The 25,538-nt window shown below is 57.4% G+C and carries 16 protein-coding genes and 1 tRNA gene; 7 read left to right on the top strand and 10 right to left on the bottom strand.

Annotation, left to right across the window (positions count from 1 at the left end; translation table 11 throughout):
• Window positions 1–17 precede the first annotated feature (17 nt).
• A complete protein-coding gene (locus tag CAUR_RS13435; protein WP_012258417.1) occupies window positions 18–1,391 on the bottom strand; it encodes a tetratricopeptide repeat protein in 1,374 nt (457 codons plus the stop codon).
• 755 nt (window positions 1,392–2,146) lie between these two features.
• On the opposite strand from CAUR_RS13435, the gene bchN reads away from it, so the two are divergent.
• The 4 genes from bchN to bchL are packed head-to-tail and all read left to right on the top strand — an operon-like array spanning window position 2,147 to window position 7,230.
• A complete protein-coding gene (gene bchN, locus CAUR_RS13430; protein WP_012258416.1) occupies window positions 2,147–3,427 on the top strand; it encodes a ferredoxin:protochlorophyllide reductase (ATP-dependent) subunit N in 1,281 nt (426 codons plus the stop codon).
• A gap of 12 nt (window positions 3,428–3,439) precedes the next feature.
• On the top strand, window positions 3,440–5,065 hold the full coding sequence (locus tag CAUR_RS13425) for a ferredoxin:protochlorophyllide reductase (ATP-dependent) subunit B (RefSeq protein WP_012258415.1): 1,626 nt from the start codon (window positions 3,440–3,442) through the stop codon (window positions 5,063–5,065).
• Complete coding sequence (locus CAUR_RS13420) at window positions 5,062–6,351, top strand: Coenzyme F420 hydrogenase/dehydrogenase, beta subunit C-terminal domain (protein ID WP_012258414.1); 1,290 nt, start codon at window positions 5,062–5,064, stop codon at window positions 6,349–6,351. The genes CAUR_RS13425 and CAUR_RS13420 overlap by 4 nt, the downstream gene beginning before the upstream one ends.
• Window positions 6,352–6,408: 57 nt before the next feature.
• A complete protein-coding gene (bchL, locus tag CAUR_RS13415) occupies window positions 6,409–7,230 on the top strand; it encodes a ferredoxin:protochlorophyllide reductase (ATP-dependent) iron-sulfur ATP-binding protein (protein ID WP_012258413.1) in 822 nt (273 codons plus the stop codon).
• 1,173 nt (window positions 7,231–8,403) lie between these two features.
• On the opposite strand, the gene CAUR_RS21240 is transcribed toward bchL, so the two are convergent.
• The gene (locus CAUR_RS21240) at window positions 8,404–8,547 is read right to left on the bottom strand and encodes a hypothetical protein (RefSeq protein ID WP_157866448.1); all 144 of its coding nucleotides are present in this window, start codon (window positions 8,545–8,547) and stop codon (window positions 8,404–8,406) included.
• Window positions 8,548–9,300: 753 nt separating this feature from the next.
• Here CAUR_RS21240 and CAUR_RS13405 point away from each other — a divergent pair.
• The gene (locus CAUR_RS13405; RefSeq protein WP_012258412.1) at window positions 9,301–10,332 is read left to right on the top strand and encodes a Uma2 family endonuclease; all 1,032 of its coding nucleotides are present in this window, start codon (window positions 9,301–9,303) and stop codon (window positions 10,330–10,332) included.
• A 216-nt stretch (window positions 10,333–10,548) separates the two neighbouring features.
• Here the strand turns inward: CAUR_RS13405 and pgl are convergent, their stop codons facing one another.
• The 7 genes from pgl to CAUR_RS13370 form a co-directional block, all read right to left on the bottom strand.
• The gene (gene pgl, locus CAUR_RS13400; protein ID WP_012258411.1) at window positions 10,549–11,298 is read right to left on the bottom strand and encodes a 6-phosphogluconolactonase; all 750 of its coding nucleotides are present in this window, start codon (window positions 11,296–11,298) and stop codon (window positions 10,549–10,551) included.
• A 159-nt stretch (window positions 11,299–11,457) separates the two neighbouring features.
• Window positions 11,458–12,441, bottom strand: a complete 984-nt coding sequence (locus CAUR_RS13395) for an aminoglycoside phosphotransferase family protein (RefSeq protein ID WP_012258410.1) — start codon at window positions 12,439–12,441, stop codon at window positions 11,458–11,460.
• A complete protein-coding gene (locus CAUR_RS13390) occupies window positions 12,438–15,806 on the bottom strand; it encodes a flippase activity-associated protein Agl23 (RefSeq protein ID WP_015909245.1) in 3,369 nt (1,122 codons plus the stop codon). The genes CAUR_RS13395 and CAUR_RS13390 overlap by 4 nt, the downstream gene beginning before the upstream one ends.
• Before the next feature lie 25 nt (window positions 15,807–15,831).
• Window positions 15,832–18,285, bottom strand: a complete 2,454-nt coding sequence (locus CAUR_RS13385; RefSeq protein WP_012258408.1) for a flippase activity-associated protein Agl23 — start codon at window positions 18,283–18,285, stop codon at window positions 15,832–15,834.
• A gap of 88 nt (window positions 18,286–18,373) precedes the next feature.
• The gene (locus tag CAUR_RS13380; RefSeq protein ID WP_012258407.1) at window positions 18,374–18,661 is read right to left on the bottom strand and encodes a hypothetical protein; all 288 of its coding nucleotides are present in this window, start codon (window positions 18,659–18,661) and stop codon (window positions 18,374–18,376) included.
• A gap of 234 nt (window positions 18,662–18,895) precedes the next feature.
• Entirely contained in the window at window positions 18,896–20,131 is a 1,236-nt protein-coding gene (locus CAUR_RS13375; RefSeq protein ID WP_015909244.1) for an MFS transporter, read from the bottom strand.
• A 92-nt stretch (window positions 20,132–20,223) separates the two neighbouring features.
• Window positions 20,224–20,300: transfer RNA gene (locus CAUR_RS13370), tRNA-Val, on the bottom strand.
• A 172-nt stretch (window positions 20,301–20,472) separates the two neighbouring features.
• On the opposite strand from CAUR_RS13370, the gene ppk1 reads away from it, so the two are divergent.
• Window positions 20,473–22,572: a polyphosphate kinase 1 gene (gene ppk1 / locus CAUR_RS13365; protein WP_044233899.1), complete on the top strand. Its 2,100-nt coding sequence runs from the start codon at window positions 20,473–20,475 to the stop codon at window positions 22,570–22,572.
• On the opposite strand, the gene CAUR_RS13360 is transcribed toward ppk1, so the two are convergent.
• Entirely contained in the window at window positions 22,556–23,761 is a 1,206-nt protein-coding gene (locus CAUR_RS13360; protein WP_012258404.1) for a DUF3095 domain-containing protein, read from the bottom strand. The two genes, ppk1 and CAUR_RS13360, sit on opposite strands and share 17 nt — an antisense overlap.
• 49 nt (window positions 23,762–23,810) lie before the next feature.
• Here CAUR_RS13360 and CAUR_RS13355 point away from each other — a divergent pair, with 49 nt between their 5' ends.
• On the top strand, window positions 23,811–25,217 hold the full coding sequence (locus tag CAUR_RS13355) for a peptidase MA family metallohydrolase (RefSeq protein WP_012258403.1): 1,407 nt from the start codon (window positions 23,811–23,813) through the stop codon (window positions 25,215–25,217).
• The last annotated feature ends 321 nt before the right edge of the window (window positions 25,218–25,538 follow it).

Below are 25,538 nucleotides of genomic sequence, written 5' to 3'. Positions count from 1 at the left end.
CCCCGAACACGACGCAACTACACGCGAGGTAAGACCAGCCAGCCTTGATCGGGATTGCTGCGCGCAAAGAAGACCAGATCAGTCGCATCGGGGGCGACATCAAACAGAATTGCCACACTGCGCACAAAACCGTCAGCAGGCACCGGCTCGCTATGGCTCAAGTCGGCATTGATCCCCCGGATAAGGTACGCATCAGACGCATCGAGGCGCGGTGTCCACACCCGACCCTGGGCATCCTTCAGGACGAAGAAGTCCAGCGGTACCGGCTGATCCTGACCGGTCGTGTTACGGACAAACACCAGCACAACCACGAAGCGACCGTTGTTGGGAGTAATCCCATTGAGTGGACCAATAATCGGTGCTGCATAGGTTGGCTGATTGAAATCGTAAGCCCATCCATTACTGGTCAGCTCCGTACCAGGACTCACCAGTGTCGGGTTCGCCAGCGCCGGATCGGGCGTTGGTGGAATCGGCTCTAGTGTCGGCTCCGGTGTTGGTTCCGGTGTCGGTTCCTCAGTCGGTGCCGTAGTTGGTTCAGGCTGGGGTTCGGTCGGTGTTGTCGGTGCCAGCGATGCCTCGGTTGTGGCCGCAATACTGGTCGCCGCCTGTGATGTAGCCTGAGCTGGAGAAGGTGTCGCCACCTGATTGCGCTGCGACAAAAAGATGAAGCCAAGACCGATACAACTGATCAGCAGCACTGCCAGGAGCACCAACGTCAATGGGGTCAGGCCACGCTTTGCCGGCACCGTCTCTTCGTCCATATCATCTCCCCTCTGCGGTGGTGGCCCTGAGCGACGGAAAAGGCCACCAAACAAGCCTCCGCTACGGGCCGGTTTCGCCGGCTTGCTACTGCTACTGCCCCGTGCCCAACTGGTGCTGGGACGACTTGTTCGTGGTGGTTCAGCAGCACGTGACGGACGGGGCGGCGGTGCAGAGGTCGATGCAGGCGACTCACTCTCACTTGTCGTCTCCGGTCGTGGTGTTGCCGGATCGCGTCGCACCGGGCCGGCATCGGTCGCCATCACCTCAGACAGCGCATCAAGCTGGGCGAACGGATCGTCTTCGTCAATATCGGGCATCGTTGATACGGGAGCTGGTGCCGGGGATGGTGGTGGTGATGGCGGTGCCGGCGGCGGAGCTGCTTTTGGTGTCACACCCAGAGCCTGCAATCCCTTTTTAGCCATCTCATTTTGCGGATCGAGGCGTAACACCTGTTCGAGTGCAGCTTGCCGCTCTTCGCGATCCGCTGCCACACCGGCAAGCCAGAGCCATCCTTGAATATTCTCTGGATGTTCACGGGTCAACAGGCGGAAGAGCCTACGCGCTTCGTCTTTCTCCCCTTTCCGCGCCGCCTCAATACCAAGTTGCAAGATGCTGTCGGGATCCGCCATGACCTGTCCTTCCTTCTACTTCCGCCCCAAGGCAGTGATCAGGATTCTGTGGTAATCGCGCCTATTCTAGCATGGATACCGGCAATGGTCAACACATTTTTGATCAAATAGCGCACTCATACGCCATGGACAGCAAGCATGGACAAAAAAAGTGCAAAGAGTTTTGCAGGTAAATTGAACATCTGTCTCATTTCACTCTTTCTGCCTGCCATTATCAACCTGACCCGCGTTGTCGATATCCATCCATAGCACTGGTTCGGTAATGCAGGCAGTGCTTAGACATTCCTCTGATGCAAGTGCGTTCAGTGGAATGATACTCTGCTTGATATGCAAACATCACCTCCCTTCAGCAGCTCAGGGGTGGAAAGAAAATACGAGCTAACGCAACTTCTACTGCACCAAGCCACCCTGGCACAGCCCGCTGGTTGACCTCTCCCGCCGTGCGGGTTTGGATATTCCAGATCGCCCCCAAGCCCTATCTCCTGCGTACACTCGCATGCTGTCCGATCCCGAAGATACACGAGCGAGGAGTCGGAGCTGAGGACACCCAAGACATCACTAGGCTCTATACTCATGCATAAGTCTGACTGAAGATAGGAAAAAGCATTCACCTCTGCACGCTGTCATCGCATCCTCCCCTCCCTTGCACGGCTTTTGCACCAAATTTGTTTATACTTCACCTTCTTGCTTTTTATGCTAAAATGTTTCTAAATCCGGTAGTTCCAAATGGGTACTACAATCTGCGAGGAGGCGCTATGCAGTCAAAAGCGACTCCCATCCGTGAGGATGGTATTTACCACTCGTTCTGCGGCCTGGTCAGTGTCGGCTGGCTCTATCAGAAGATCAAAGACAGCTTCTTCCTCATCCTCGGCACCCATACCTGCGCTCATCTGCTGCAAAATACGCTCGGCGTGATGATCTTCGCCCGACCACGTTTTGCGGTCTCACTGCTCGAAGAGTCTGACCTGAGTTCATCACAACCCGACATCTCGGCCCAGATCGAGGAGATCAAGCGCGAGCACCATCCCTCCGTGATCTTTCTGCTCTCGTCGTGTACGCCTGAAGTGATGAAGGTTGAGTTTGAAGGACTGGCAGCTTCGGTCAGCACACCGGAAGTGCCGGTGCTGTTTGTGCCGGCCTCTGGCCTCGATTATACGTTTTCGCAGAGCGAGGATTCGGTGTTGCAGGCGCTGATCCCCTTCTGCCCACCGGCACCACCGGACGATAAGCGGGTGGTTTTCCTTGGCTCGGTCAATGATGCGATTGCCGATGACTTTTCGCTCGAAGCGGCACGCCTGGGCATTCCGGTCGCCGGTTTCTTGCCCGCCAGCCATTTCACCGAGTTGCCACCAATTGGACCGGGGACTGTCATTGCCCCGCTCCAACCCTATCTGCACAAGACCGCGACCCAATTGCGCAATGAACGTGGCTGCACGGTGCTCTCTTCGTTGTTCCCCTTCGGCCCTGATGGAACCCGTCGCTTCTGGGAAGATTTGGCAGCTCAGTTTGGGATGCAGGTCGATCTGAGTGAGCGCGAGGCGGCAGCCTGGGAGCGGATTAAACATCATACCGATCTGCTGCGCGGTAAGAAGATTTTCTTCGCCAGTGATACGCTGATGGAATTGCCACTGGCTCGTTTTCTCAAGGCGTGTGGAGCCGAAGTTGTCGAGTGCTCTACCCCCTACATCAATCGCCGCTTCCACGCCGCCGAGCTGGCGGCACTCGATGGAGTCCGTCTCGTCGAACAGGCCAATTTCCATCGCCAGTTGCGCACAATTACCGAGACAAAGCCCGATCTGATTATTTCCAACATCATCACCACCAATCCGCTGGTCGGTCAGGGAACGGTTGCCAAGTGGGGTACTGAATATTGTTTTCTCCCCATTCACGGCTGGGCCGGCGTCAATAATCTGGTGACATCCTTTACCCGCGCTCTGCAACGCCATGCCCGTCTCGATCCACTCGGCTCCGATCCGATCTGGCTGACCGGTATGATGCCCGGTTCGTCCGGTGGTGTTATCTCTTTGCAATCCTAGAGGAGACGATTCATGCGGCTGGCTTACTGGATGTATGAAGGGACTGCTCACCACGGTGTGGGCCGGATCGCCAACAGTATGCGGAATGTGCACGCCGTCTTTCACGCCCCCCAGGGTGATGATTATGTCAATGCCATCTTTGCGATGCTCGACCGCACACCCAATTTTCCGGCCATGACGACCAGCGTGGTCAGCGGTACCGACCTTGCGCGCGGCACGATCCGGCTGCCCGATACGCTGCGTCAGGTGGAAGAACGAGTCCACCCCGATCTGATTGTCGTGGTTGCCTCGTGTTCCACCATTTTGTTGCAAGAGAATCTTGAAATCGCGGCTCAGCATGCCGGCTTGCAGTGCGAGGTGATGGTGTACGATGCCAATCCCTACCGTATGCAAGAGATAGTTGCCGCCGAGAGTCTGTTTACCGATCTGGTGAAGCGCTTTGCTAAACCGCAGCCCCGCACCGAACGTCCGACAGTGAATATCCTCGGCCCGGCGTCACTCGGTTTTCACGCCCGCCACGACCTGATCAGTCTCCGGCGTATGCTGAAGACGTTAGGGCTTGAGGTGAACGTGGTTGCACCCTGGGGCGCGAGTATCGCCGATCTGCGCCGTTTGCCGGCGGCATGGCTCACGATTGCTCCCTACCGCGAGCTTGGTCTGCGTGCTGCCATCTATCTCGAAGAGCAGTTTGGGGTGCCGGCCCTCCTCGATGCACCGATTGGTGTCCAACCCACGCTACGCTGGATCGAACGTCTCCGTGAGCTACTGGCCCAGGCCGGGGCCGATGTGCCAATGCCACCGCTGACCGCCTTCTCACTCGACGGTATGTCGGCACCATCTGCTGTGCCCTGGTTCGCCCGTACCGCTGATATGGATAGCTTTTCCGGCAAGCCGGCCTTTGTCTTCGGCGATGCCACCCACGTGGTTGGAGTCACGCGCTTTTTGCGCGATGAGCTGGGCATGCCGATTGCCGGCGCCGGCACCTATGTCAAGCATCAGGCCGATTGGGTGCGTGAGCAGTTGACCGGCTATGTCGATGAGGTGCTGGTAACCGATGAGTTTCAGGTGGTGGCAGACCGCATTGCTGCCCTGCGCCCTGAATTGGTGTGCGGCACTCAGATGGAACGCCATACCTCACGACGGTACGATCTCAACTGCATGGTCATCTCACCGCCAACCCACATCGAGAACCATCTCCTCGCCTATCGCCCCTTCCTGGGTTTCGACGGTGCTGATGTCATCGCCGATGAGGTCTACACGACCTGTACCCTCGGTATGGAGAAGCATCTGATCGATCTGTTCGGTGATGCCGGCCTCGATCTGCCCGAGAAAACCGAGCGCACTCCTGTCGCTGAACCGGCTCCAGTAGCGGCAACGGTCGAGAGTCCCCAACCGCAGAACGAACCGGCTATCGCCGTGGCATCTGCTCCATCTCTCACCAGCGCACCCGCGACACCCACACCTGCCGCCGTCGTTGATCCAGTGTGGGCTGCCGATGCGGAAGCTATGCTCAAGAAAGTGCCATTCTTTGTGCGTGGCCGGGTGCGCGGGAATGTCGAGAAATATGCCCGTCAGCGTGGTCACGCGGTCATTACGGCAGAGGTGCTGCTGGCCGCGAAGGAGGAGCTTGGCGCATGAGCACAGCCCTTTCTCCCAACGTGCCTCGCCGGCCAAAACCTTCGCGTCAACTGGCCGAGATCGCGCTGCTCTCTCGCGAAGAGCGCCTGGCCGGACGACCAAAACTGTGTAGCGATTGCGGCATCTGCACCGGCGAATTGCGGCCATTCATGGCGCAGAGCTGCGTCTTCGTCAACAACCGTGCTGAAGAGATCGAGCGTCGCCTGCACGGACGCAACCGTCGTGACGGCGATGAACTCCTCTTTGGCATCTATCGCGATCTGCGCGTCTTCCGCATGCGGCCACCGGTGCCCGATGCCCAATGGAGCGGCGCTGTCACCAGCCTCGGCGCTCTGCTCCTCGAACACGGCCTGGTCGAAGGGGTGATTACGACCGGTGCAGTGCCCGGTACCCGGTATGCGCCTCTCCCCATTCTGGCCCGTACTCCAGACGAAGTGCGTGCGACTCGCGGCAACAAACCCTGCCTTGCGCCAACGCTCGACGTCCTGACCCAGGTCCGCCAGAGTGGGTTGCGCCGGATTGCTTACATTGGCACCGGTTGTCAGGTTCACGCCCTGCGCGCAATTGAAGATCAGCTCGGCCTGGAACGCCTCTACGTCATCGGGATTCCCTGCACCGACAACACAACCTATCCCGATCTGCAACGCTTCTTGCAGGTTGTCTCGCGCTCGCCGGAGACGGTTATTCATCACGAGTTTATGCAGGATTTTCGTATCTGGCTCAAACACGAAGACGGTTCGGTCGAGAAAGTCAACTTCGTCGATCTCGATGTTGACCGTCTCGGCGGCCAGTTAGGGGTCTTTCCACCGGCCTGTCTAAGCTGCTTCGATTACCAGAATGGGCTATCGGATTTAACCATCGGCTACATGGGCGCACCACTACCACCCGACGAGCGCTGGCAGTGGACTCTCATCCGTACCGAACGGGGGGCTGAACTCTACGATCTGCTGCGCTCCCACGTTGAGGAGCGGGAGCCGATCAGCGGCGGCGACCGCACGCGAGGTATGCCGGCCTACATCCAGATGCTGCGCCAGCCGCGCAAACGACCGCCCTGGCCAATCCGCCAGCTCGTCGCCTTCATCCAGCGCCGTAGCGGGCCAAAAGGTCTCGAATTCGCTCGTTCGGTCATCGAGATGAAGCTCCTGCGCAACCTGCAATTCGTCCGTGAACGGCATGGTCGGCTGGAACGACGCATCGTACCCGGTTACGTCTACCGTGCGCTCGCCCGCTATGCCGATGTCTACCGACGCGAATTCAATCGCGATCTCGAACCATCCGCCTCGTAACGTATACGTACAGGTTATTCGCAGCCGGCATCGCCGGCCCAAAAGAAGGAGTTGTCCATGTCCCTCATCCTCGCAATCTATGGCAAGGGTGGGATCGGCAAGTCGACCACCTCGGCCAACCTCTCGGCGGCAATGGCGCTCAAAGGCGCCAAAGTGCTCCAGATCGGTTGTGATCCGAAGCACGACAGCACCTTTCCGTTAACCGGCCATCTCCAACCGACCGTGATCGACGTGCTGGACAGCGTAAATTTCCATCTCGAAGACGTGAGTAAGGAAGATGTGATTCGCACCGGTTTTGCCGGCGTTGACACACTTGAGTCCGGTGGTCCACCGGCCGGTAGCGGATGCGGCGGCTATGTCGTGGGTGAGACGGTCAAACTGCTGAAAGAATTTGGTCTCTACGACAAGTACGACGTCATCGTCTTCGACGTACTCGGCGACGTGGTCTGTGGCGGCTTTTCAGCACCGCTCAACTACGCCGACTACGGCCTGATCATTGCCTGCAACGACTTCGACAGCATCTTCGCCGCCAACCGGCTCTGCCTGGCAATATCGCAAAAATCACAGCGCCACAAGGTGAAACTGGCCGGCATCATTGCCAATCGCGTGGACTACGAATATGGCGGTGGCACCAACCTGCTCGACCAGTTTGCCGAGAAGGTCGGCACCAAAGTCATTGGGCGCGTTCCGTACCACGATCTCATTCGCCGCTCGCGGCTCGCCGGTAAAACCCTCTTCGAGATGGAGGGGCCGGGGAAAGAGGAATGCACGCGCCCCTTCGAGGAGATGGCCGAATATCTGTTGGCACAACCGCAGGCAACAGTCCCTCAACCATACCACGACCGCGCCATTTTCGAGGCCATTGGCGGCTGGCGATAGGTCCCTGCAACGGTAGGGGTAATATCCTATCTGGATGGTAGAGGTCATACGCCATCCAACCTCACCCTAACGATGCACCTAACATCAAATCTTGCTCAACAAGGTGCATCGTTCAGGTGTACCACCGGCGCGTCATAAGCAGGCGGTCGCCAGACTGTAGGGGCACGGCATGCCGTGCCCCTACGACTCTCGTCGGCAGGGGTCATGCCTGCAATGCAACCGGATTTGATACGAGTGTTGCACCGTTGTGCGCACGCCTCCGCCTCGCCCCTCTGGAAGCCGGACATGCGCTCGCCTGCAAGCTGGAAGCGCGCGCCTCCGGCGCACCCCTCTGGAAGCCGGGCACGCGCTCGCCTGCGATCTGGGAGCGCACGCCTCCGGCGCACCCCTCTGGAAGCCGGGTACGCGCTCGCCTGCGATCTGGGAGCGCGCGCCTCCGGCGCACCCCTCTGGAAGCCGGGCACGCGCTCGCCTGCGATCTGGGAGCGCGCGCCTCCGGCGCACCCCTCTGGAAGCCGGGCACGCGCACTGCTGCAAGCTGGGAGCGCACGCCTCCGGCGCACCCCTCTGGAAGCCGGACACGCGCTCGCCTGCAAGATGGGAGCGCGCGCCTCCGGCGCGCCCTTCTGGAAGCCGGGCACGCGCTCGCCTGCAAGCTGGGAGTGCGCGCCTCCGGTGCGCTCCTCTGGAAGCCGGGCACGCGCTCGCCTGCGATCTGGGAGCACGCGCCTCCGACGTCCTCCTCTGGAAGCCGGGCACGCGCACTGCTGCAAGCTGGGAGCGCACGCCTCCGGTGCGCCCCTCTGGAAGCCGGGCACGCGCACTGCTGCAAGCTGGGAGCGCGCTAGAGGCGCGCGCTCCCCAGCCTGTAGTATCTGTACCCGACGGCATATCGCACCCCTGAACCAACTTGCGACAGCAAAAGCTATCCTGCACCCATAGTTCCCGCCCCCAGCGGGGGCGGATTAGGGTGGGGGCGAGCCGTAGCGCACTGCTGAACAACATACTAAACCAGTCAATACACCTGCGACGACCCGCTGGTGGTACGCCTGACAGCGCTTCACCACGGCTGTTACAACCCGAATGATGCATAGTGTCGGTTCAGATTTGATAGAATCCCCCCGCCCCCGCTGCGCTATGCATTACCCATACCTGGTGTCAACCACGTGCGTATCAGCGGGGATGATCACCATAGGTGCTGTTGTGAGCGACTGGCCCGGCGGCAGGGCGCCACTCCAGCCGTGCCGGCACGTGCTGGATGGATTGCTGTACCCGCTCGTTATGCGCGTGTCGCACGGTGTGGAGTGCGGCAGCCATGCTGCCGCGCCAGCCGTACTCACGATCCGGCGCGTGGCCCACCGTTACCCATCCTGGTCACGGGGATGCTGGATGTGTTCGTGCCGATCATCAGTCGGTCAGGCATGCATGCGATCCCTGCGCGTAGAGGTATTGTTGTACCAGGTTCATGCCTGCGCACCATCGGCCACGGCCGGCACCCGACAGCGGTGGAGAGGATTGCCTCCACGCAGGCTGGAAGCCTGCGCCACGGAGAGCACGTGCAGCCCGGCCTAACGCAGCGCGACATGTGGGTAATGCATAGCCCGCTGCGCAGGAGAGAAGCCAGTGATGATGGCGTTCAGCGCATATTCATGCCCAATCTCTCGCATGTTTTACCCGTCCTCACAGCAGTGTGAGTAGACTATTTGCAGCCGCTGCGGCGTTTACCCACCTTCAGTAAAAACCTCAGCCCGCCTGATCCAGACCATTCAGCACATTGCTCTTTTTACCTTGTCTCTCCATAACCCTGGCAACTGCTCACCCCTGTTCCAAATCTTGCGTAACTTTTGTGACCATCACCCGGTTTATTTAAGGGATGCTTTTTGAGCCAGGAGCACACAATGCCATTCTCATCTATCCCACCTGCTCGCTGCGACAGTTCGTGTTTGCCGTATGACACACATCAGAACGTATCCACTACCCATCGATCAGTTTGCAACCCAGCCGGTGTGATACAATACAGTTCTAATGCTGCACTCACACCGATACCCACACCGGGAGAGAGGTATCACCATGAGTCAATCTCGCTCCGAAACAACACTGGTATCAGCCCCATCGTCTCCGGCTACGGACGATCCGTTTCGCTACGGCTGGCGGTTTGTGCGCCGACCCACCCCCGACGATCCCGATCATCTCGAACAGGTGCCACTCACCCTCGACGATGTCCTCCATCCGGAGGTGGGAGACTTCATCGTGCATAGCGACCGCCACGAAACCGACCGGGTGTATCTCACCAACGTGTTGCGGGAGCGGCTTGAGTCGACGGGTGAGGCCATCGTACTCACCGATGTGCGAGTGGCCTGGGACGTGCCCGGTCTGCGACCGCACGGCCCGGATGTAATGGTCATCCCCGGCATTGCTCAACGGCTCGATTGGAGTACGTTCGATGTACGGGAGGAGGGTCACCGACCGGCATTAATCATCGAGATCACCTCTCCAGAAACCCGTCAGAAAGATATAAAGGACAAAGTCAGACATTATGCCCGCGCCAGGGTGGCACAATATGTAATTGTGGACAACACATCCCGGCATGGGCCACGTCGGCTACGCTTGCTCAACTATCGCCTGGCAGGGCGGCGCTATGTGCTGCACAAGCCGGATGCAGACGGGCGGATATACCTGGATGTCGCCCGGCTCTGGCTGGGGATCGTGGATGACCACGTGGTGTGCTACAACGAACGAGGGGAGATTGTGGGCGATTATACGATGATGGCCCAGCAAGCCCGGCGCGAAGCCGCAGCCCGCGCCGCTGCCGAAGAACAGGCCCGGCGCGAAGCTGAAGCCCGTGCCCTGGCCGAGGCACAGGCACGGCTTGCCGAAGAACAGGCCCGGCGCGAAGCTGAAGCCCGTGCCCTGGCCGAGGCGCAGGCACGGCTTGCCGAAGAACAGGCCCAGCGCGAAGCCGAAGCCCGTGCCCTGGCCGAGGCGCAGGCACGGCTTGCCGAAGAACAGGCCCGGCGCGAAGCCGAAGCCCGTGCCGCCATCGAGTCACGTCTGCGTGAGCTTGAGGCTGAGCTACGCCGATTACGTGGTGACACAGCGTAACCCTATCTCAGTCTTCGCCACCCGGCACGAGCGGCTGTCACCAGCTCGTGCCGGCTATTAACTGAAATACAATAAAACCCGGGTAGCGATACGCCTCAATGTGCGGAAAGAACATCGTGAACAGATACGCTGCGTGGCTGCTGACATATCACTTTGCCGCGTTCGCACCACTGCAAAGCACGGAGCATGGGCATCGTGAATAGTTGACGCACGTGGTTACTGCGTCACCCTCTCTGCCGCTGCCCGATCCAGCATCCAATAGACCGTCCCTGCTACCGGATTAATCAGGCGCGTTGGTTGTGCCATTGCGTCACCGGTATCGGCCAGCGCGGCTGCCACGGCTGCTGCCTTGTCGGCACCGCTGACCACAAATACCACTGCGCGTGCCGTATTCAATGCGGCTGGCGTTAAACTCAGACGCAGTGGTGGTGGTTTCGGTGCATCGGCCACAACCACAGTCAATGCGCCGGCAGGAATTGCCGTCAGAACCGGATGCCGGGGAAACAGCGATGCAGTGTGGCCATCCGGCCCCATGCCGAGCAATGCTACGTCAATCTGGCCGCCATGCGCTGTCAGCAACGCTGTTAACTGCTGCTGATAAATGGTGGCTGCCTGTTGCGGATCACGATAGTAGGTCGGCACCGGAAAAACCTGATCGGCATGTACCGGTACGTGATCGAGAAACGTCTGTCGTGTCGCACGATAATTGTTCTCGCTGTCGTCGAACGGTACATACCGTTCATCGGCAAATACGATACTCACCCTGCTCCAGTCAATCTGTTCGCGCAACGGTGCATTCGCGAGCAATGGATACAGGCGCGAGGTCAGGCTTCCTCCCGAAAGCGCAATTAACGCCTGCCCACGATTATCAATTGCGGATCGAATCTGCTCAGCAACAAATGTCGCTGCCATCCGGTACAGCTCATCGGCGTGCTCGTAGACCCGAATCGATTGCTGTTCATTCATGGATGTGTCCTGAACTGGTACTGTACGCTATCAACAGGTGTTGAAAGCGTAGCAATGAGAAACCAGATATTCCCTGCGCGTCCACTGCGCTCCGATCTGGACAGGTACAGGGCAGGTATACGCTCGTCCACATCGATAGCCGATTGAATACCACGTAGATCAGCTTACCACACCGGCAGCCAGCATCCGCCGGGTCTCTTCAGCATCCGTCTCGTGCGGCAATCCCCGCGCATAGCGATCACACGCGCTCCACGCACAACTCAACAGGCAAAGCAGATGGAGTCGCTCGCTTTCCGCCACGCTCAACGCTCCAGCACTGCAATAGCCCTCGTACAAGCCTTCACGCCAGGCTGCCGGTAAATGGGCACGCAACCCGAATGCCAGATCAAACAAGCCGTCACCACTAACGAACCAACCAGGTTCCTCAAACGCCTCAAGATGTACGTGCTGACCGCCGACTGTACAGCGCACGGCGTGTGGGCCAAAGTTCCCATGCATCAGCACCGGCGATGGGCAATCAAGGCGTGGATCGTGCAGAACTGCCTGTAATGTCTGTACCTCTTCCGGGCTAAAGATCAACTGTGGTATCGGCAACCCGGCCAAACGCTGCCCGATAGCGATCAAAACGTGTCGCCAGCTCAGACGTGGCCAGCGACCACTGATGGTTGGCCGGCCAAAACCCGGCATTTGTTGCCGGTGCAAGCGACGGAGGGCGCGTCCGGCCTGGCGAGCAATACTATGCAACAGATGTTCATCATCAAGATCGGCAGCAGTTTTACCGGCTACAAAACTCTCCAGCGTGTAGGCAAACGGCACAAAAGCTTTACTCAAATCGCGCTGGATAAGGCGTGCTCCCGGCAACCCTCCTGCTGCCAGGCCGCGTAAAAATGTGACATGGGCCGATAAATCATCTTCAGGTGCTACCCGCAGGATGACATGCTCACCCGACAAGGTCAGCCGTACCAACAGATGGCGGTCGGTCTGTCGATAGAGTGCGGCGGCCTGGGGACGCAGGTTGAGCGCCCGTACCACCATTGCCGTATAATCTCCCAGCCTGCTCAGGCTACGCTGCCAGGCTTCGCTAAGTTCGGTCGCCGCCGGCGAGACGGTATGATTAAGATGACGAAAATCGCTAACGATCATGGTGTCGAAGGCGCAAGCGCCGGTAAACTAAAGCGTGCCGCTCGCCCACTCAGGCGATCAACAATCCAGACACTCCCATCAGTCGCAACGACAATGCCACTCGGACTGGCGATTGGCACACTATCACTGCCAACCCCAGTCCACCGCAGCAATGGTTCACCGGCAGCGTTTGCCGTTAGCACGTGCTGACGGGACGGTACCGCAATGTAGACGGTTCCCTCCGGGCTAACAGCCAGCATCGGATCGTCATAGGTATTGGCCTGCCAGCCCGGCACCGGCCACGTTGCCAGTGGGATCGGATCAATGCGACCATCAGCACCACGACCGAACACCTGTACCCGTCCGTTCCAGGTATCGGCCACGTAGAGATTACCTGCCGCATCAAACGCCAGACTGGTTGGCTCGTTGAATTGACCCGGTGCACTCCCGGCACCACCGAACTGGTAGAGGAACTGTCCATTACTGTCGGTAACGACAATTCGCTTGTTGCCGGTATCGGCAATGTAAACATTATCCGCCGCATCAACCGCGATCCCACGTGGCCCAAAAAAGCCGAGTGGTGCTGCTGCATTGCGTGCCGGATCGCCCTCGGTGATCGTTGCCCGCCGACCATCACCGAGATCCATATCACCGCTCCCCCAGCTCGCTATTGGGCGCAGATCGGCACTGTATTTGACGACCCGCGCATTCCAGGTATCGGCAATGTAAAGATTGCCCTGACTATCGAAAGCCAGTCCTCGCGGTTCGTAGAACTGATCCAGACCGTTGCCCTGACCACCAAAATTACGAACCAGTGTACCATCGGGGGCAAAGACTTCAATGCGGTGGTTGTAGGTATCGGCCACGTAGATCTGCCCCTGTTGGTCAATAGCAATCCCTGTCGCACCACTTCCACCGCTTGACAATCTAACCTCGTTCAAGGCCGCTAGCCGCAGTTCGGGCGCTGCGGTAACAGTCGTTGTTTGAGCCGTCCCACCTGCCAAATCGCGCCGTAGCCACACCTCGACCTCGCGGCCACTGAGTATCAACGGCTCCGGCAACTGACGGAAGAGCAGATAACGACCCAGGGTCGGCCAGTTTTCGCGTTGGAACGGCCAGAGCAGCACATCAAATGGCCCGTGCAACTCACTACTCAAATCGCGGCCACAATCGGCCTGGGCAGCGGCTGCCGACCAGGTACTGTAGTAGAAGCGCTTATACCCCGGACTCTGCGGTGAACACTTGTTACCTTCGGGAAACCACCAGTTGAAGACCCCTGCCTGCCCGTAAGGTTGCACATACGACTCGCGCAGAATATCGCGCAGCCGATCCGTGACGAAGGGACGGTACAGCATCACAATAGGGGCCAGATCACGATTACCGTCGGGCATTGTCACCGTTAATTGATCTACCGACGGCACCCGCCCCAGCTCACTTCCGTTCACCCAGGATATGTTCTTGAAGTCGCGCAGATACCACTGCAAAGGCCAGGCCAGCGAACCTTCTGCGCTCCTGTCACCACCATCCAGAATGAGTGGCATAGTCAAACCACCGGTGGGGTCTTGTGGCCCCCGGTTACCACGGGTCAGATTAATCGCCAGCTCACGAATATCGGCAGCATAGCGCGGTACATCAGGCGCGGTTTGGGTGTAAATGAGTGGTTCAACCGGGACATCGGGATGATCATACACCACCAGCCACGTGGCCCGGATCATATACGCCGCCAGCAGTAACGAGACCGTGATCCCCAATGCTGCACTGACCGAACGAATACCCAACCGTCCTATCAGCGAAAGCAACGCATAGATCAGACCAAACACTATCAGGAGTGGAACAATTGCCTGTAAGATTGCTGTCTGCCCACCTGTACTCAAGCGCCAGAAGGCGACCCCAATAGCTACGCCAAGCAGAACCACTGTTAATGGTACGAGCCATATCTGGGCATCAGGCCGCTCGCGCCGGATAACATCAATGAAACGGCCACAAACCCACGCTGCAAGCAGATTACCAGGCAGGGACATATGAACAACCAGCCACGGCATCTTTTCGCCTGCCCACGAGAAGATGATTATGGCGGTAAAAAACCAGAAAACGACCAGAAGGGGGTAGAGCGGCCATGGTGCCATTGCTTTCAGGCGTGCTGACTCATCAACATCGGCCAGATCGCTCGCCTCGGCATCGGGCGCAGATGACACCGCTTGCCGCTTGATCTGCCAGCGCCGTATCACCGCGACGATCATCGCTCCCACCACCCCCAGTCCACTGAAGACGGCCAGGGGTTCATACAGCGGCAACAGCATCAGATAGTAGTACCAGGGCTGATCACCACGGGCGTATTCTTGCTGGCTACCCAGCCAGTAGATAAGACCAGCCGTAATACCGTCAATCGCCCCTGGCAGATAGGTAAAGAAACTGGTATACAGCACCAGGTATATGCCACCCAAAATCGCCAGTGCCGTCCATAATGTGTTGCGTTCGGTTTGCCACAACGCACGCAGACGCGACGTCAATACCGATTCTGGCGGCCAGAGACGCTGACAGAGCCAGGCCAGCACCAGCGCCGAAGCAATCAGAAATGCCTTCTCGCCAACGTATAAGCCACGACCAAAGGGCAATGGCGGATTGATGATCATCAGCGCCACACACAAACCGATGACCACCAGCAACACGATATTCAGATAGCGTGCAAAACGGCTCTCGGCCAGCAGTCGCATCAATACGAAAACACCGAAGATGAACAGCAGAATATAGTAGAGTTCGTGAGTAGCAATTGCCAGTGCTAACCCTACCGCGACCAGATACAACCACTGCGCTCTTCCGGTATCGATCCAGCGCAATGCGCCGATCACCATCCACAGTTCCCACAGTACCATCAGCCCATCGTGGCGGGCAAACCGGGTGTAGTAGAGGAGTGACGGCGAAAAACCAAGGAGAAGAGCGGCAATGAGCGCCCCGCCTCGCCCCAGATACGGACGCAACCACCAGGCCGATGCTACCAGACCAATCCCGGCAAGCGCCATCGGCAGACGAGCCTGTGCATCGCCATCACCAAACAAAAAGTAGGCCAGTGCGGTCAGAAAGTAGAGTGATGGGCCATGGTAAACCGGATCGTAGCAATAGGTCTCGTGGTACAAACCACCACGGGCATTACCATTTTCGTCAAGACCATTCCAGCACGAAAATGACCCTGCCCCGGTATACAGCCGCCAGCTCGACCAGGCGTGGATCGACTCATCGTGGTGCAACGCCATGCGATCCAGCCCCCACAGGTGAGCAATGATGCTGGCGATGATAATCAATGTATATGCTGCCGTCTCCCAATTCAGCCAGCCGGCTCGTAAACGCCGGCTGAGCAGGCTTTCGGTTGCGAAGGTCTGTGTTGCCATAGTGATCCGTACTGTGAGTTGTTGCCTACTCTCCCATCCGCAGTGATCCACCAAGCCCGATCCCGATCTGGCGCGCCAGTTCTGGCCGTACTGCAACGACAAAATCGGTTGAGCCAAGCCCGGCCGGTGGCTGCCGGAACATCAGATATTTCCACAATTGGGCTGTCGTTTCATAGTCGAGTGGATTGCGTAACAGCCGTTCGAGCAGCGAACTACCGGTACCATTGATACGATACGTCTGATCTTCGGGAAACCACCAGCGCAAGGGGTAGCGCTGCAAAACGAACCCTTGCAGATAGGTTCGATTTTCAGGATAGCGATCCAGATTCTCTTGCAAGATCAGTACCGCCTGAATATCAGCCGGTGGTGGGCCGTTCAGTCTGCCCCCCGGTACCGAAACTGCGCCCGGCCAGTCTCGCAGGTACCAGAGCCAGACCGTCTCGTTGTCGTACATCACCGGCAGGCGCGTCCCCCCGGCCCGCCGCAGGGCCGCCTCTTCCAATCGTCGCACCACCCGCATCACATCGGGCGAGGTTTGTGTATACACCATCATCTCACGCGCAACATCTCCGGTCTGATATGCCAGCCGGACGCTGCTACGCACGGTATACAGACCAATCGCTACCATCAGGCAGATGGTCGTCAGTGCGGCGGCGACAGTCCATCCCCAACGCAGTGCACTCCCAACGATGAGAAGAATGACTAATGCCAGAATGAAGAGCAATACCATCCAGGGTTGAATGGGTGATGTTGGGCCGGCAGCGACCGTAATCGAGATCAGCAGAAAACCCAGGCAGATGATCAAACCGAGCAGTAGACCAAAGCTAAACAACGATCCCCTGGGAAGACCCAACCATCCCGCGCGATTGTCCTTGAGCCAATGCCTGGTCTCTGCGGAAAGCGGCGCCAGATCACCGGCCCCTGACGTGCGGGTCTCAACGTCCGATCCGGCAGTGACTTCGACCGGTGTTGCCAGCTCATCCCACATCTGCTGCCAGTATGCCACCTGCTGCTGAGCCATTTCGACGATTCTGGTCGATCCCCAGGCCAGCAAGAGGGTGAGCGGAAGCGTCAGATGAATGGTAAGCCACGGCATCTTCTCGCCAGCCCAGGTGTAAATGGCGAAGGCAGCGACTGACCACCAGGCAATCAAACCGACAGCAAACGCCTCTGGACGGCGCTGCCGCACCGCCTGGACGGCGAGCGGTAAGCCGATCAGCATTCCCAATACCAGCAACGGCTCGTAGATCGCAAGAATAACCGCATAGTAGTGAGCCGGCTGACTGCCGCGCTGCACGTTGTGCTGGGCCAACCAGTACAGGAGCGAACCGGCCACCCCCGAAATCAGCCCCAGCAGGTTGGTCAGAAGGGCAGTGAATAGCAGTGTATAAATGGTAGCAAAAATAATCAGGGCAACCTGCCAGCGCCGATCAGCAACCAGACTGCGACATAGCAGAGCTGCCGGCTCACCGCGCATCAGTGATCGTTCCCACGGCGTCGTACCTGTGGCATCACGGCGGAACCAGATGAGCCAGACGAACACTGCCAGTATGGTGAGCGACAACACCAGCCCACTCAAAATCGCCGGATGGTTCACAAAGCGACCAATATCGGCCAGATAGCGCAGCCCATTCTCCCAGACACTCCGCCCACCATCATTGTCAGCGCGATTGCGCACCAGCAGCGCGTAACCGTTATCTTCGGTTTCGAGCGGAGGCCAGCCGAAGATTGGGCCGGGTTGGGCCACCTCAATCGCCCCATTCGCATCACGGCGCGCATGATGGGCTCCATCAACTACCGCTGTGCCGGGAAGAACAAAGACCAGCAGGGCCAGTATCACCCCCAGGCCGGTAAGCAAGGCGATGCCGGGCCGATACACCTGCCAGCAGAAGAGCATCGCCAGCGGCACAGCAAAGATCAAGATGTAGAGATATGTGGTCTCCTGATTGGTCAGCATCAGGGCGAGGGCAGTGATCCCCAGATATAGCCAGCGTGGCCGCGGATCGGCGGCGTAGCGCACAATCGCCACAAACACCAGCATTTCACAGACAACCGAGTAGATGTCGTGACGAAAAAAGCGCCCGACGTAGAGCGCCACAGGTGAGATCAACAAATACAGGCTGGCGACCAACGCTGCCCGCCGCCCAATGACCGGGCGGAGCAATATCGGACTCAAGGTCAGCGCAATACTGAACAGGGCTGCACTCAGCCGGGTCGTTGTATCATTATCACCAAACAGGAAAAAAAACAGCGCCCCCAGGAAGTAGAGGAGTGGGCCGTGCAAGAGGGGATCGTGCATATAGCCGCGCCCACTGAAAAGAAACCACGAGTATGCCGCGTGCAACGTCTCGTCGTGGTGCAACGCCCGATCACCCAAGGCCCACAACCGACTCACAATCGCCAGCACGGCAATGACCGCGTAGCAAAGCTGTTCTACTGTTGGAGTCCAGCGCCGTTCAACGATCTCTGCAATTGACATAGATTCCAGTGCATTGCGAAGTACACCGCATAAATCGCAGGCATTGTACACGAACGCACAACGCAGAGCAAGCCTCACCCGCAAACATTCAGTACGGGAAGAAATCCTCCGGCATCAATCTGGTATCGCTGAGCAATGCTATCAGCCGGTGCCCATCACGCTGCACCTGGCTAATCCGTGCCCCAACGTAACGTTCCTGTTTCCGCCAGTACACCAGATCGTCAACCCGAAGATCGATATGCTCTGGTCGCAAATAGCCACCGGTGCAATCAATAACTATCTGCTGCTCGGTCAATTCATCAACCGGTAAATCGGTATAGCGTCGTCCATACCCACGACGAATCACCAGAATTGTACGAAGTGAAGGTTGTGACATAACCAACGTATGTTTCTAATCAAACCCAACATCCTGATGTTTACTATGACCAGGCTACATTCATCTCTCTACCAAAACTTTTCACCGACAGTCTGCCCATCCAGGCAGTGTGGCGTAACAAGTCAAAACTCTACCTTCATACTGGCCTGATCCGGCATCGTCTTCTCCGCAACCCTGTCAATGTTCAAGAGACGTGCACCATCATACCGCAGGTTGCTGCTACACAAAATAACGCTAACCAATCCGCAGCCATGCAAAGAGAGCCAACCCCACCAAACGCATCGCTCCGGCTATCAGCAGCACGGTGACGATACCGATGGCGTCGGCGAGTGAGGTGGCGATTAAGGGCATCATGAAGAGGGCCAGGTTTTGCAACGTCTGGAAGAGGCCAACGTAGGTAGCCTGTTGCCCGGCAGGGATCGTGCTCAAGACCAGATCAAAGTTCACCAGGTCATTCCCGGCCACACAAAAATTGACCAGTCCGGCCAGCAGTGCCAGCAACCAGGGCGCTTCAGTGATCGCCAGTCCAAAGGGATAGAGGGCCATGCCGAGACTGCTGGCCAGCAAGACGCCCCTATTCCCCAACCGGGGCACACCGGCAGACCAGACCGCATATGCGATTAGTAGCACACCATTCCCAATCGTGCTAATCAAACCGATCCAGGCGTCGTTCAGCCCGGCTTCACGCACATAATAAAGTGGGATCAGCGGAATAGCCATTGCCACCCCACCCCGAAAGACAAACGCACTTAGGGCGTAACGAACAAATGCCGGCGGTGCCTGCCGTAAAGCGAGCAGTAATGCGCCTTTCTTATCACTATCAGGGGCCGGCTTCCGCTCAGGCAACAGGATTGCCCGCGAAAAGAAAAAGCTCAGCAGGCCACCAACGACCGATCCGATGAAGACCACCTGATAATTGAGCGGAAAGGGGAACAATTCAAGCACCGTACCAATAATAGCAACCGTGACAGCAGTGGCAAGACCGAGACTCGACCAGCGCATACTCATCAGGGCGTAGCGACGCTGTGGCCCGGCTACCCCACCCATCACAATGGTGAAGGCAACGTTGACAAAGGTCGAAGGAATGGTCACCAGCGCCCAGATGATAATAATCGTCCACGGCACCGCCTCAAGCGGCAAGAAGAAAGGCAGACAGCCAAACACCGCATACGAAGCCAACACCCAGAACCGCATGCCCGAATACCAGATGACGATGTTGCGCTGTCGTTCGAGAAAGCGTCCGATGGGCAGTGCAAACAACGCACCTGCCAACGCCGGCAGTGAGGTAATCAAACCGACCAGCAGACTTGACGCCCCCAAACGAGCCAGAAACACCGGCAGGAAAACGCTAACCCCCGTAACAATACCGACCCCAATCCCATCGATAAGAACGTTCCGCACATTCCGCTCGGTTACATCGGTCGGATGCAGGAGTGCACGCAGCTCGGCGCGCGAAATGAGTGGTCGCATGGTGAACTGCCTTTGATCGGCCCGCACGCATTGCGAGCGATCCCTCATCGGGGCGAAAATCAGTGCGCGGCCAATTGGCCGCGCAAAAGGAGTGGTGGGCGATACTGGACTCGAACCAGTGACCTCATCGGTGTGAACGATGCGCTCTAACCAACTGAGCTAATCGCCCTCGTTCTGGCGAAGAGTATAGCACATTTGGCCGGTTTGTGCAAATAATCGATCCCTACTATACTATTGCTAAGTTATCGCTTGCGTTTATGCGTTATCCCATAATTCTTGCTTGCCGGTATCACATTCGCACCTGTCTCTGGTCGACAGGTGCCATGTTAACGGTTATTGTTATGACAGTTCCATCAACCATATCTGAAACGCAATCCCTGGCTGAAGCACGTTACTTCAATCGCGAATTGAGTCTAATCGAGTTCAATCGTCGCGTGCTTGAAGAGGCGATGGATGCACGCAATCCTTTGCTTGAGCGCGTGAAGTTTCTGGCAATTTTTGCCTCCAATCTTGATGAGTTTTTCATGATTCGCGTCAGTGGGATCAAGCAACAAATTCGGGCCGGTGTTCAAAAGCGTTCACCCGATGGCCAAACGCCGGCAGAGCAGCTCAGTGCGATTCGCCGCATTTTGATCCCCCTCCTTGAACAGGAACGCAAGCTTTTGCTTTATGACTTGCTTCCCGCCCTGCAAGAACAAGGGATTGCGATTCTCAATACCGCCACTCTCAACGATGATCAGCGAGCCTGGGTAGCCGATTACTTTCGACGGCAGGTGTTTCCCGTCTTAACTCCACTCGCATTTGATTCGAGTCGCCCCTTCCCGTTTATCTCGAATCTGAGCCTCAATCTCGCGGTGGTGATTCGCGATCAGGCAAAGGGTGAACTCTTTGCCCGCGTTAAGGTACCTGAAGTGTTACCGCGTTTAATTCCACTCCCATCGGAGTTGTGTCCACCTGTCGGCGATCTGCCCACCAGCCGCTGCCATTGCTTTGTCTGGCTCGAGCAGGTAATCGCCGAACACATTGATCAACTGTTTCCGGGAATGAATGTGGTGGAAGTGTACCCCTTCCGGGTCACCCGCAACGCTGATGTTGAGATTGAGGAAGACGAAGCCGACGATCTGCTGGCTACAATTGAGCAAGGGTTACGGCAGCGCCGGTTCGGCGAGGTGGTTCGGCTGGCGGTCGATGATGCGATGCCCGAACGCATCTGCCGCTTACTGGCAGCTAATCTCAAGGTCGGTGCCGAAGACATCTATACCGTGCGTGGCCCACTCGGTCTCAGCGATCTGATGCAACTGACCCAGATTGACCGGCCAGACCTGAAAGATCCACCGTATGTTCCCCGCCTGCCGGCAGTGTTGAAAAATACGCCAAATCTCTTTGAAGCGATTAAGAAGCAAGATATACTACTGCACCATCCGTACCACTCTTTCACCCCGATCATTGATTTTATTCAGGCGGCAGCCGAAGACCCACAGGTGCTGGCGATCAAGCAAACCCTGTATCGAGTCGGTCGCAATTCGCCTATCGTTCAGGCATTAATGCATGCTCGCGAGCAGGGTAAGCAGGTAACCGTCGTTGTCGAACTCAAAGCCCGTTTCGATGAAGAGAACAATATCATCTGGGCACGGGCGATGGAACGTGCCGGCGTCCACGTCGTGTATGGTCTGGTAGGTCTGAAGGTACATGCCAAGCTGGCGATGGTAGTTCGGCAGGAAACTGACGGCATTCGGTGTTATGTTCATCTCGGTACCGGCAACTACAATGCGGCAACCGCCCGTATCTACACCGACCTGGGTCTGCTTACCTGCCGGCCTGAAATTGCGGCAGATGTGGTTGATCTCTTCAACTACCTGACTGCGTATAGCCGGCAGAAGGAATATCGAACTTTGCTGGTAGCACCGGTGAACTTGCGTCGCCGTCTCACCGAATTGATCGAAGAGGAGATTGCCCTCCACCGCTTACACGGGAATGGGCGGCTTATCTTCAAGATGAATGCGCTGGTTGATCCCAAAATTATCGATGCGCTGTATGCTGCCTCGCAGGCCGGTGTTCAGATCGATCTGATCGTGCGCGGGATGTGCTCGCTGCGGCCACAGGTGCCAGGGCTTTCTGAAACAATTCGCGTGCGGTCAATTGTTGGCCGGTATCTTGAACATAGTCGGATTTACTATTTTCACCACGGCGGCAAACCAAAGATCTATATCGGAAGTGCCGATTTGATGGAACGCAACCTTGATCGGCGCGTCGAAGAGCTATTTCCACTGGTTGATCCGGTAGCCATGCAGTACGTTACCGAGACGCTGCTCAGTACCTATCTCGCAGACAATCTGCGTGCCCGTGAGCTGCAACCCGACGGTCGCTATGTTCGGATAACGCCTGATGACGCTGAGGTAATCGATAGTCAAGACCCGAAACGGATCATCCCTGGTTGTTAATCAATTCGGCTGATTGGTTGATAGCTCTCAGGCGTTGTTTGAGATCACGCGCTGCCAGGGTAAAGCCTCCATCGGCACCGTCAACAAAATGGATCTGGCGCCCCATTCGCTCAAACACCAGACACGTGAGCATTACTTCAGGCGAGCGGTGCGCACCAAATACCAGATCACCGGCGCTGAATCGGGAGTGCAGTAGCTCCAACAACTGATCGTGGCGCTCGTCTGGACCAGAGATGATCATGCGCAAGGCGTCGTCGTATTTCCGGTAGTCAGCGGCAGCCGTGACGTGTTGGCGATACCGATCCCACCACGGATCTTCGCCGCGCAGGCGCTGCAACCAGCGGTAACCACGAACACCCAGGTTTAGACCGTAGATTTGGGCCCAATAACGTAGCTGCGCCAGTCGACCATCGCCCCCACGCAAGCGGGCTTCAGGCCAGAGCCTACCGGGTTTGGCACTTGCCTGCATCATCGTGTAATGTAATGGATGATACGCCTGATCGCCGCCGTAAATCTGTTCAATCGCTTCAATGATCGAACGATACACTGTCATTGAACCGATTGGGTCTGAGCGAAGGCTGGCCTGGACGATCAGGCACAATGCGGCTCCATGCGCTGGCGGAATAGTATCCCACCGACATTCAAGGCCACTCAAATTGGCAGCATCCGCATCACCGGGATGGATTAAACGCTCTTCAGCACAAACTTCATCTTTGATCAATTGCTCGGCATAACTGATCCCACCGCCACTAAATACCGCCTGCACCACCTGTTGCGTCAGTGCCAGTCGACCGACCAGCACCTGATAGCCGGCATTCGTGATTGTGGTCACCGGCACTGCCCCAACCCGTAACTCCAGGTTAAACGCCTGTTGCGAGAGCGCACTTACCGCGCTTAAGGCTTGCGCAGTCGTTTCAGCCAGAGTCGGTGGTACAGCAATTGACGCCCCGTCACCTCCAAACACAAACGGAATCTCTATCTCACCGGCAACATTCAGTGCGGCTGTAATTGTTGCCGCACCGATCATATTGACCTCCTTATACCGGCCTTCAGCGACGGCCCGTGTTGACCCACGCACATCGCAAATGAAGACGGTCCAGTCGGCGGGTAACGGCTGATAAGCATTCAGATCGGTAATCTCACCGAATCTGCTCATCGTAGGAAGGCGGGCAAAGAAATCTATTGTCATTGTCTCTCTCCTGGCATCTTGTGATCAAACGTGGTACACTGAGCTTACCATGAACTGTTTGGTAACTACGATTATGATCAGATTACGACTCTGGCTGATTGCCCTTGGCGCTCTCTGCGTCTTCTTAAGCGGGAGTGTAGCTCTTGCTCAACCCACGTGGGTCGAGCAGAGTACGACCCACTTTCGGATCATTTACACTCCTGATGATGCGACGATTGCAGACAGGTATGCTCCTATTATTGACGATCTCTATAACGAGCTTAGCACCATTTTTGAGTTTCGTCCGGTGACGCCGCTCACCTTACGATTGTATCCTACCAGTAATGCGTACTTCGCCGCCAATCCGGCAGCCCGCAACGTTCCAGGGGTGATTGCCCATGCCGATTTTCGGCGTCGTGAAGTTGTGGTGATTGTCGAAAGGGCGCGATTACAGGATGAAGTCTCTCAGCTCAACAATCTACGCCACGAGTTGACCCATATCTTCGCTGCGGAATTGAGCGACGGCAAACTGAACGTGGGTTTGCAGGAAGGGATTGCGCAGTATATGGAGTTGCCGGGGCCGGATCGCGATGGTAAGCTGGCGATATTGCGTGCCCTCTGGCAACGGAATGAGTTGTGGCCGTGGGCTGTGCTCGATGATCGAAATGCGATCTATGGTCAACCCGAATTGAGCTATCCACAGACCTGGTCAATCGTCACGTTTTTAATTGAGCGTGATGGTTTTGAGCGGTTCCGGCAATTTCTTACCACTCTGGCTGAAAGCAGCGGCTACCGGTCGGCAATCTCTGACGTGTACGGTGTCTCAACCACAACCCTCGAAGCCGAATGGCGCGCCTGGCTGCCCGGTTTTCTCCAGATCGAAGCCGACCAGATGCGGCCAGTGAGCATTGATCTAGAGCCAGTACAACAGTTGATCGCGGCAGGTGATTACGAAGCGGCACTCCGTGAAGCAGAACGGCTCAGGACGATTGCGGATGAAGAGACGCAACCGACCCTCGCTGCGCTACAGGCGCAAGCCCAAACCGGCCTGCGGGCCAATCAACTGACCGTAGCAGCTCGCACTGCATTGCTGCAAGGAGAATACGAGCAGGCAGAGCGGTTGATCGGGCAGGCAGAGCAGGCTTACCGCGAGATCGGGGATCAGCGGCAAATGACGATTCTTGCCGAATACCGGGCCCGCGTCGCACGTGGCTTACAGGCAAGTGAGACGTTACGCCGGGCAAGTGAACAGGCACGCCAGCTAGATCTGGCCGGCGCCAGTGCCAACGCTGAAACGGCGGCTCGCGAGTTTGCCGCTCTCGGTGATGAAGTACGCCGCGACAACGCATTGGCCCTGCGTCGTAGTCTGGCTGCCCAGCAACGCACGATTGCTGTGGCTTTGCTCTTCCTCGGTGCGGCTGTTTTGTCCATTCGGTTGATCAGCCGCCAGCTTATGACACCTTCCCGACCGTGGTGATACACGGCAGATCAGGTGATCATGGGGAACTAGAGACAGATCACGATACGGGTATCACAGACGTATCACCCGCTTTTGCGCTATGTACGCGGTGACATAAAACGTGATCTGCGCTACGTTGGGATAATCCTGTGAATGCAGTGTATAGGCCGGTAAAATATCACTGCAATGCCTGGCACACGATCCAGGACGTACCCGTTTGCCCTCTGGTTCTCTACATCTCGTGTATGGAAATGTGAACGGGCACATGAACAGGCGGCTAGGGGCGGGTTCTGAACCCGCCCCTACTGCCCGTCCATCTACTCATCGATAACATCCAGA

The organism is Chloroflexus aurantiacus J-10-fl (genome assembly GCF_000018865.1).
Taxonomy (GTDB): Bacteria; Chloroflexota; Chloroflexia; order Chloroflexales; family Chloroflexaceae; genus Chloroflexus; species Chloroflexus aurantiacus.
This window is presented reverse-complemented; position numbering and strand designations above follow the sequence as displayed.

Bases quoted from the DNA above. Each gene is read 5' to 3' on its own strand.
- CAUR_RS13375 (WP_015909244.1), bottom strand. From the start codon at position 20,131: ATGCGACCACTCATTTCGCGCGCCGAGCTGCGTGCACTCCTGCATCCG.
- pgl (WP_012258411.1), bottom strand. From the start codon at position 11,298: ATGAATGAACAGCAATCGATTCGGGTCTACGAGCACGCCGATGAGCTG.
- bchL (WP_012258413.1), top strand. From the start codon at position 6,409: ATGTCCCTCATCCTCGCAATCTATGGCAAGGGTGGGATCGGCAAGTCG.
- bchN (WP_012258416.1), top strand. From the start codon at position 2,147: ATGCAGTCAAAAGCGACTCCCATCCGTGAGGATGGTATTTACCACTCG.
- CAUR_RS13435 (WP_012258417.1), bottom strand. From the start codon at position 1,391: ATGGCGGATCCCGACAGCATCTTGCAACTTGGTATTGAGGCGGCGCGG.
- CAUR_RS13425 (WP_012258415.1), top strand. From the start codon at position 3,440: ATGCGGCTGGCTTACTGGATGTATGAAGGGACTGCTCACCACGGTGTG.
- CAUR_RS13420 (WP_012258414.1), top strand. From the start codon at position 5,062: ATGAGCACAGCCCTTTCTCCCAACGTGCCTCGCCGGCCAAAACCTTCG.
- CAUR_RS13380 (WP_012258407.1), bottom strand. From the start codon at position 18,661: ATGTCACAACCTTCACTTCGTACAATTCTGGTGATTCGTCGTGGGTAT.
- CAUR_RS13385 (WP_012258408.1), bottom strand. From the start codon at position 18,285: ATGTCAATTGCAGAGATCGTTGAACGGCGCTGGACTCCAACAGTAGAA.
- CAUR_RS13395 (WP_012258410.1), bottom strand. From the start codon at position 12,441: ATGATCGTTAGCGATTTTCGTCATCTTAATCATACCGTCTCGCCGGCG.
- CAUR_RS13355 (WP_012258403.1), top strand. From the start codon at position 23,811: ATGAACTGTTTGGTAACTACGATTATGATCAGATTACGACTCTGGCTG.
- CAUR_RS13390 (WP_015909245.1), bottom strand. From the start codon at position 15,806: ATGGCAACACAGACCTTCGCAACCGAAAGCCTGCTCAGCCGGCGTTTA.
- ppk1 (WP_044233899.1), top strand. From the start codon at position 20,473: ATGACAGTTCCATCAACCATATCTGAAACGCAATCCCTGGCTGAAGCA.
- CAUR_RS13360 (WP_012258404.1), bottom strand. From the start codon at position 23,761: ATGACAATAGATTTCTTTGCCCGCCTTCCTACGATGAGCAGATTCGGT.
- CAUR_RS13405 (WP_012258412.1), top strand. From the start codon at position 9,301: ATGAGTCAATCTCGCTCCGAAACAACACTGGTATCAGCCCCATCGTCT.
- CAUR_RS21240 (WP_157866448.1), bottom strand. From the start codon at position 8,547: ATGGCTGCCGCACTCCACACCGTGCGACACGCGCATAACGAGCGGGTA.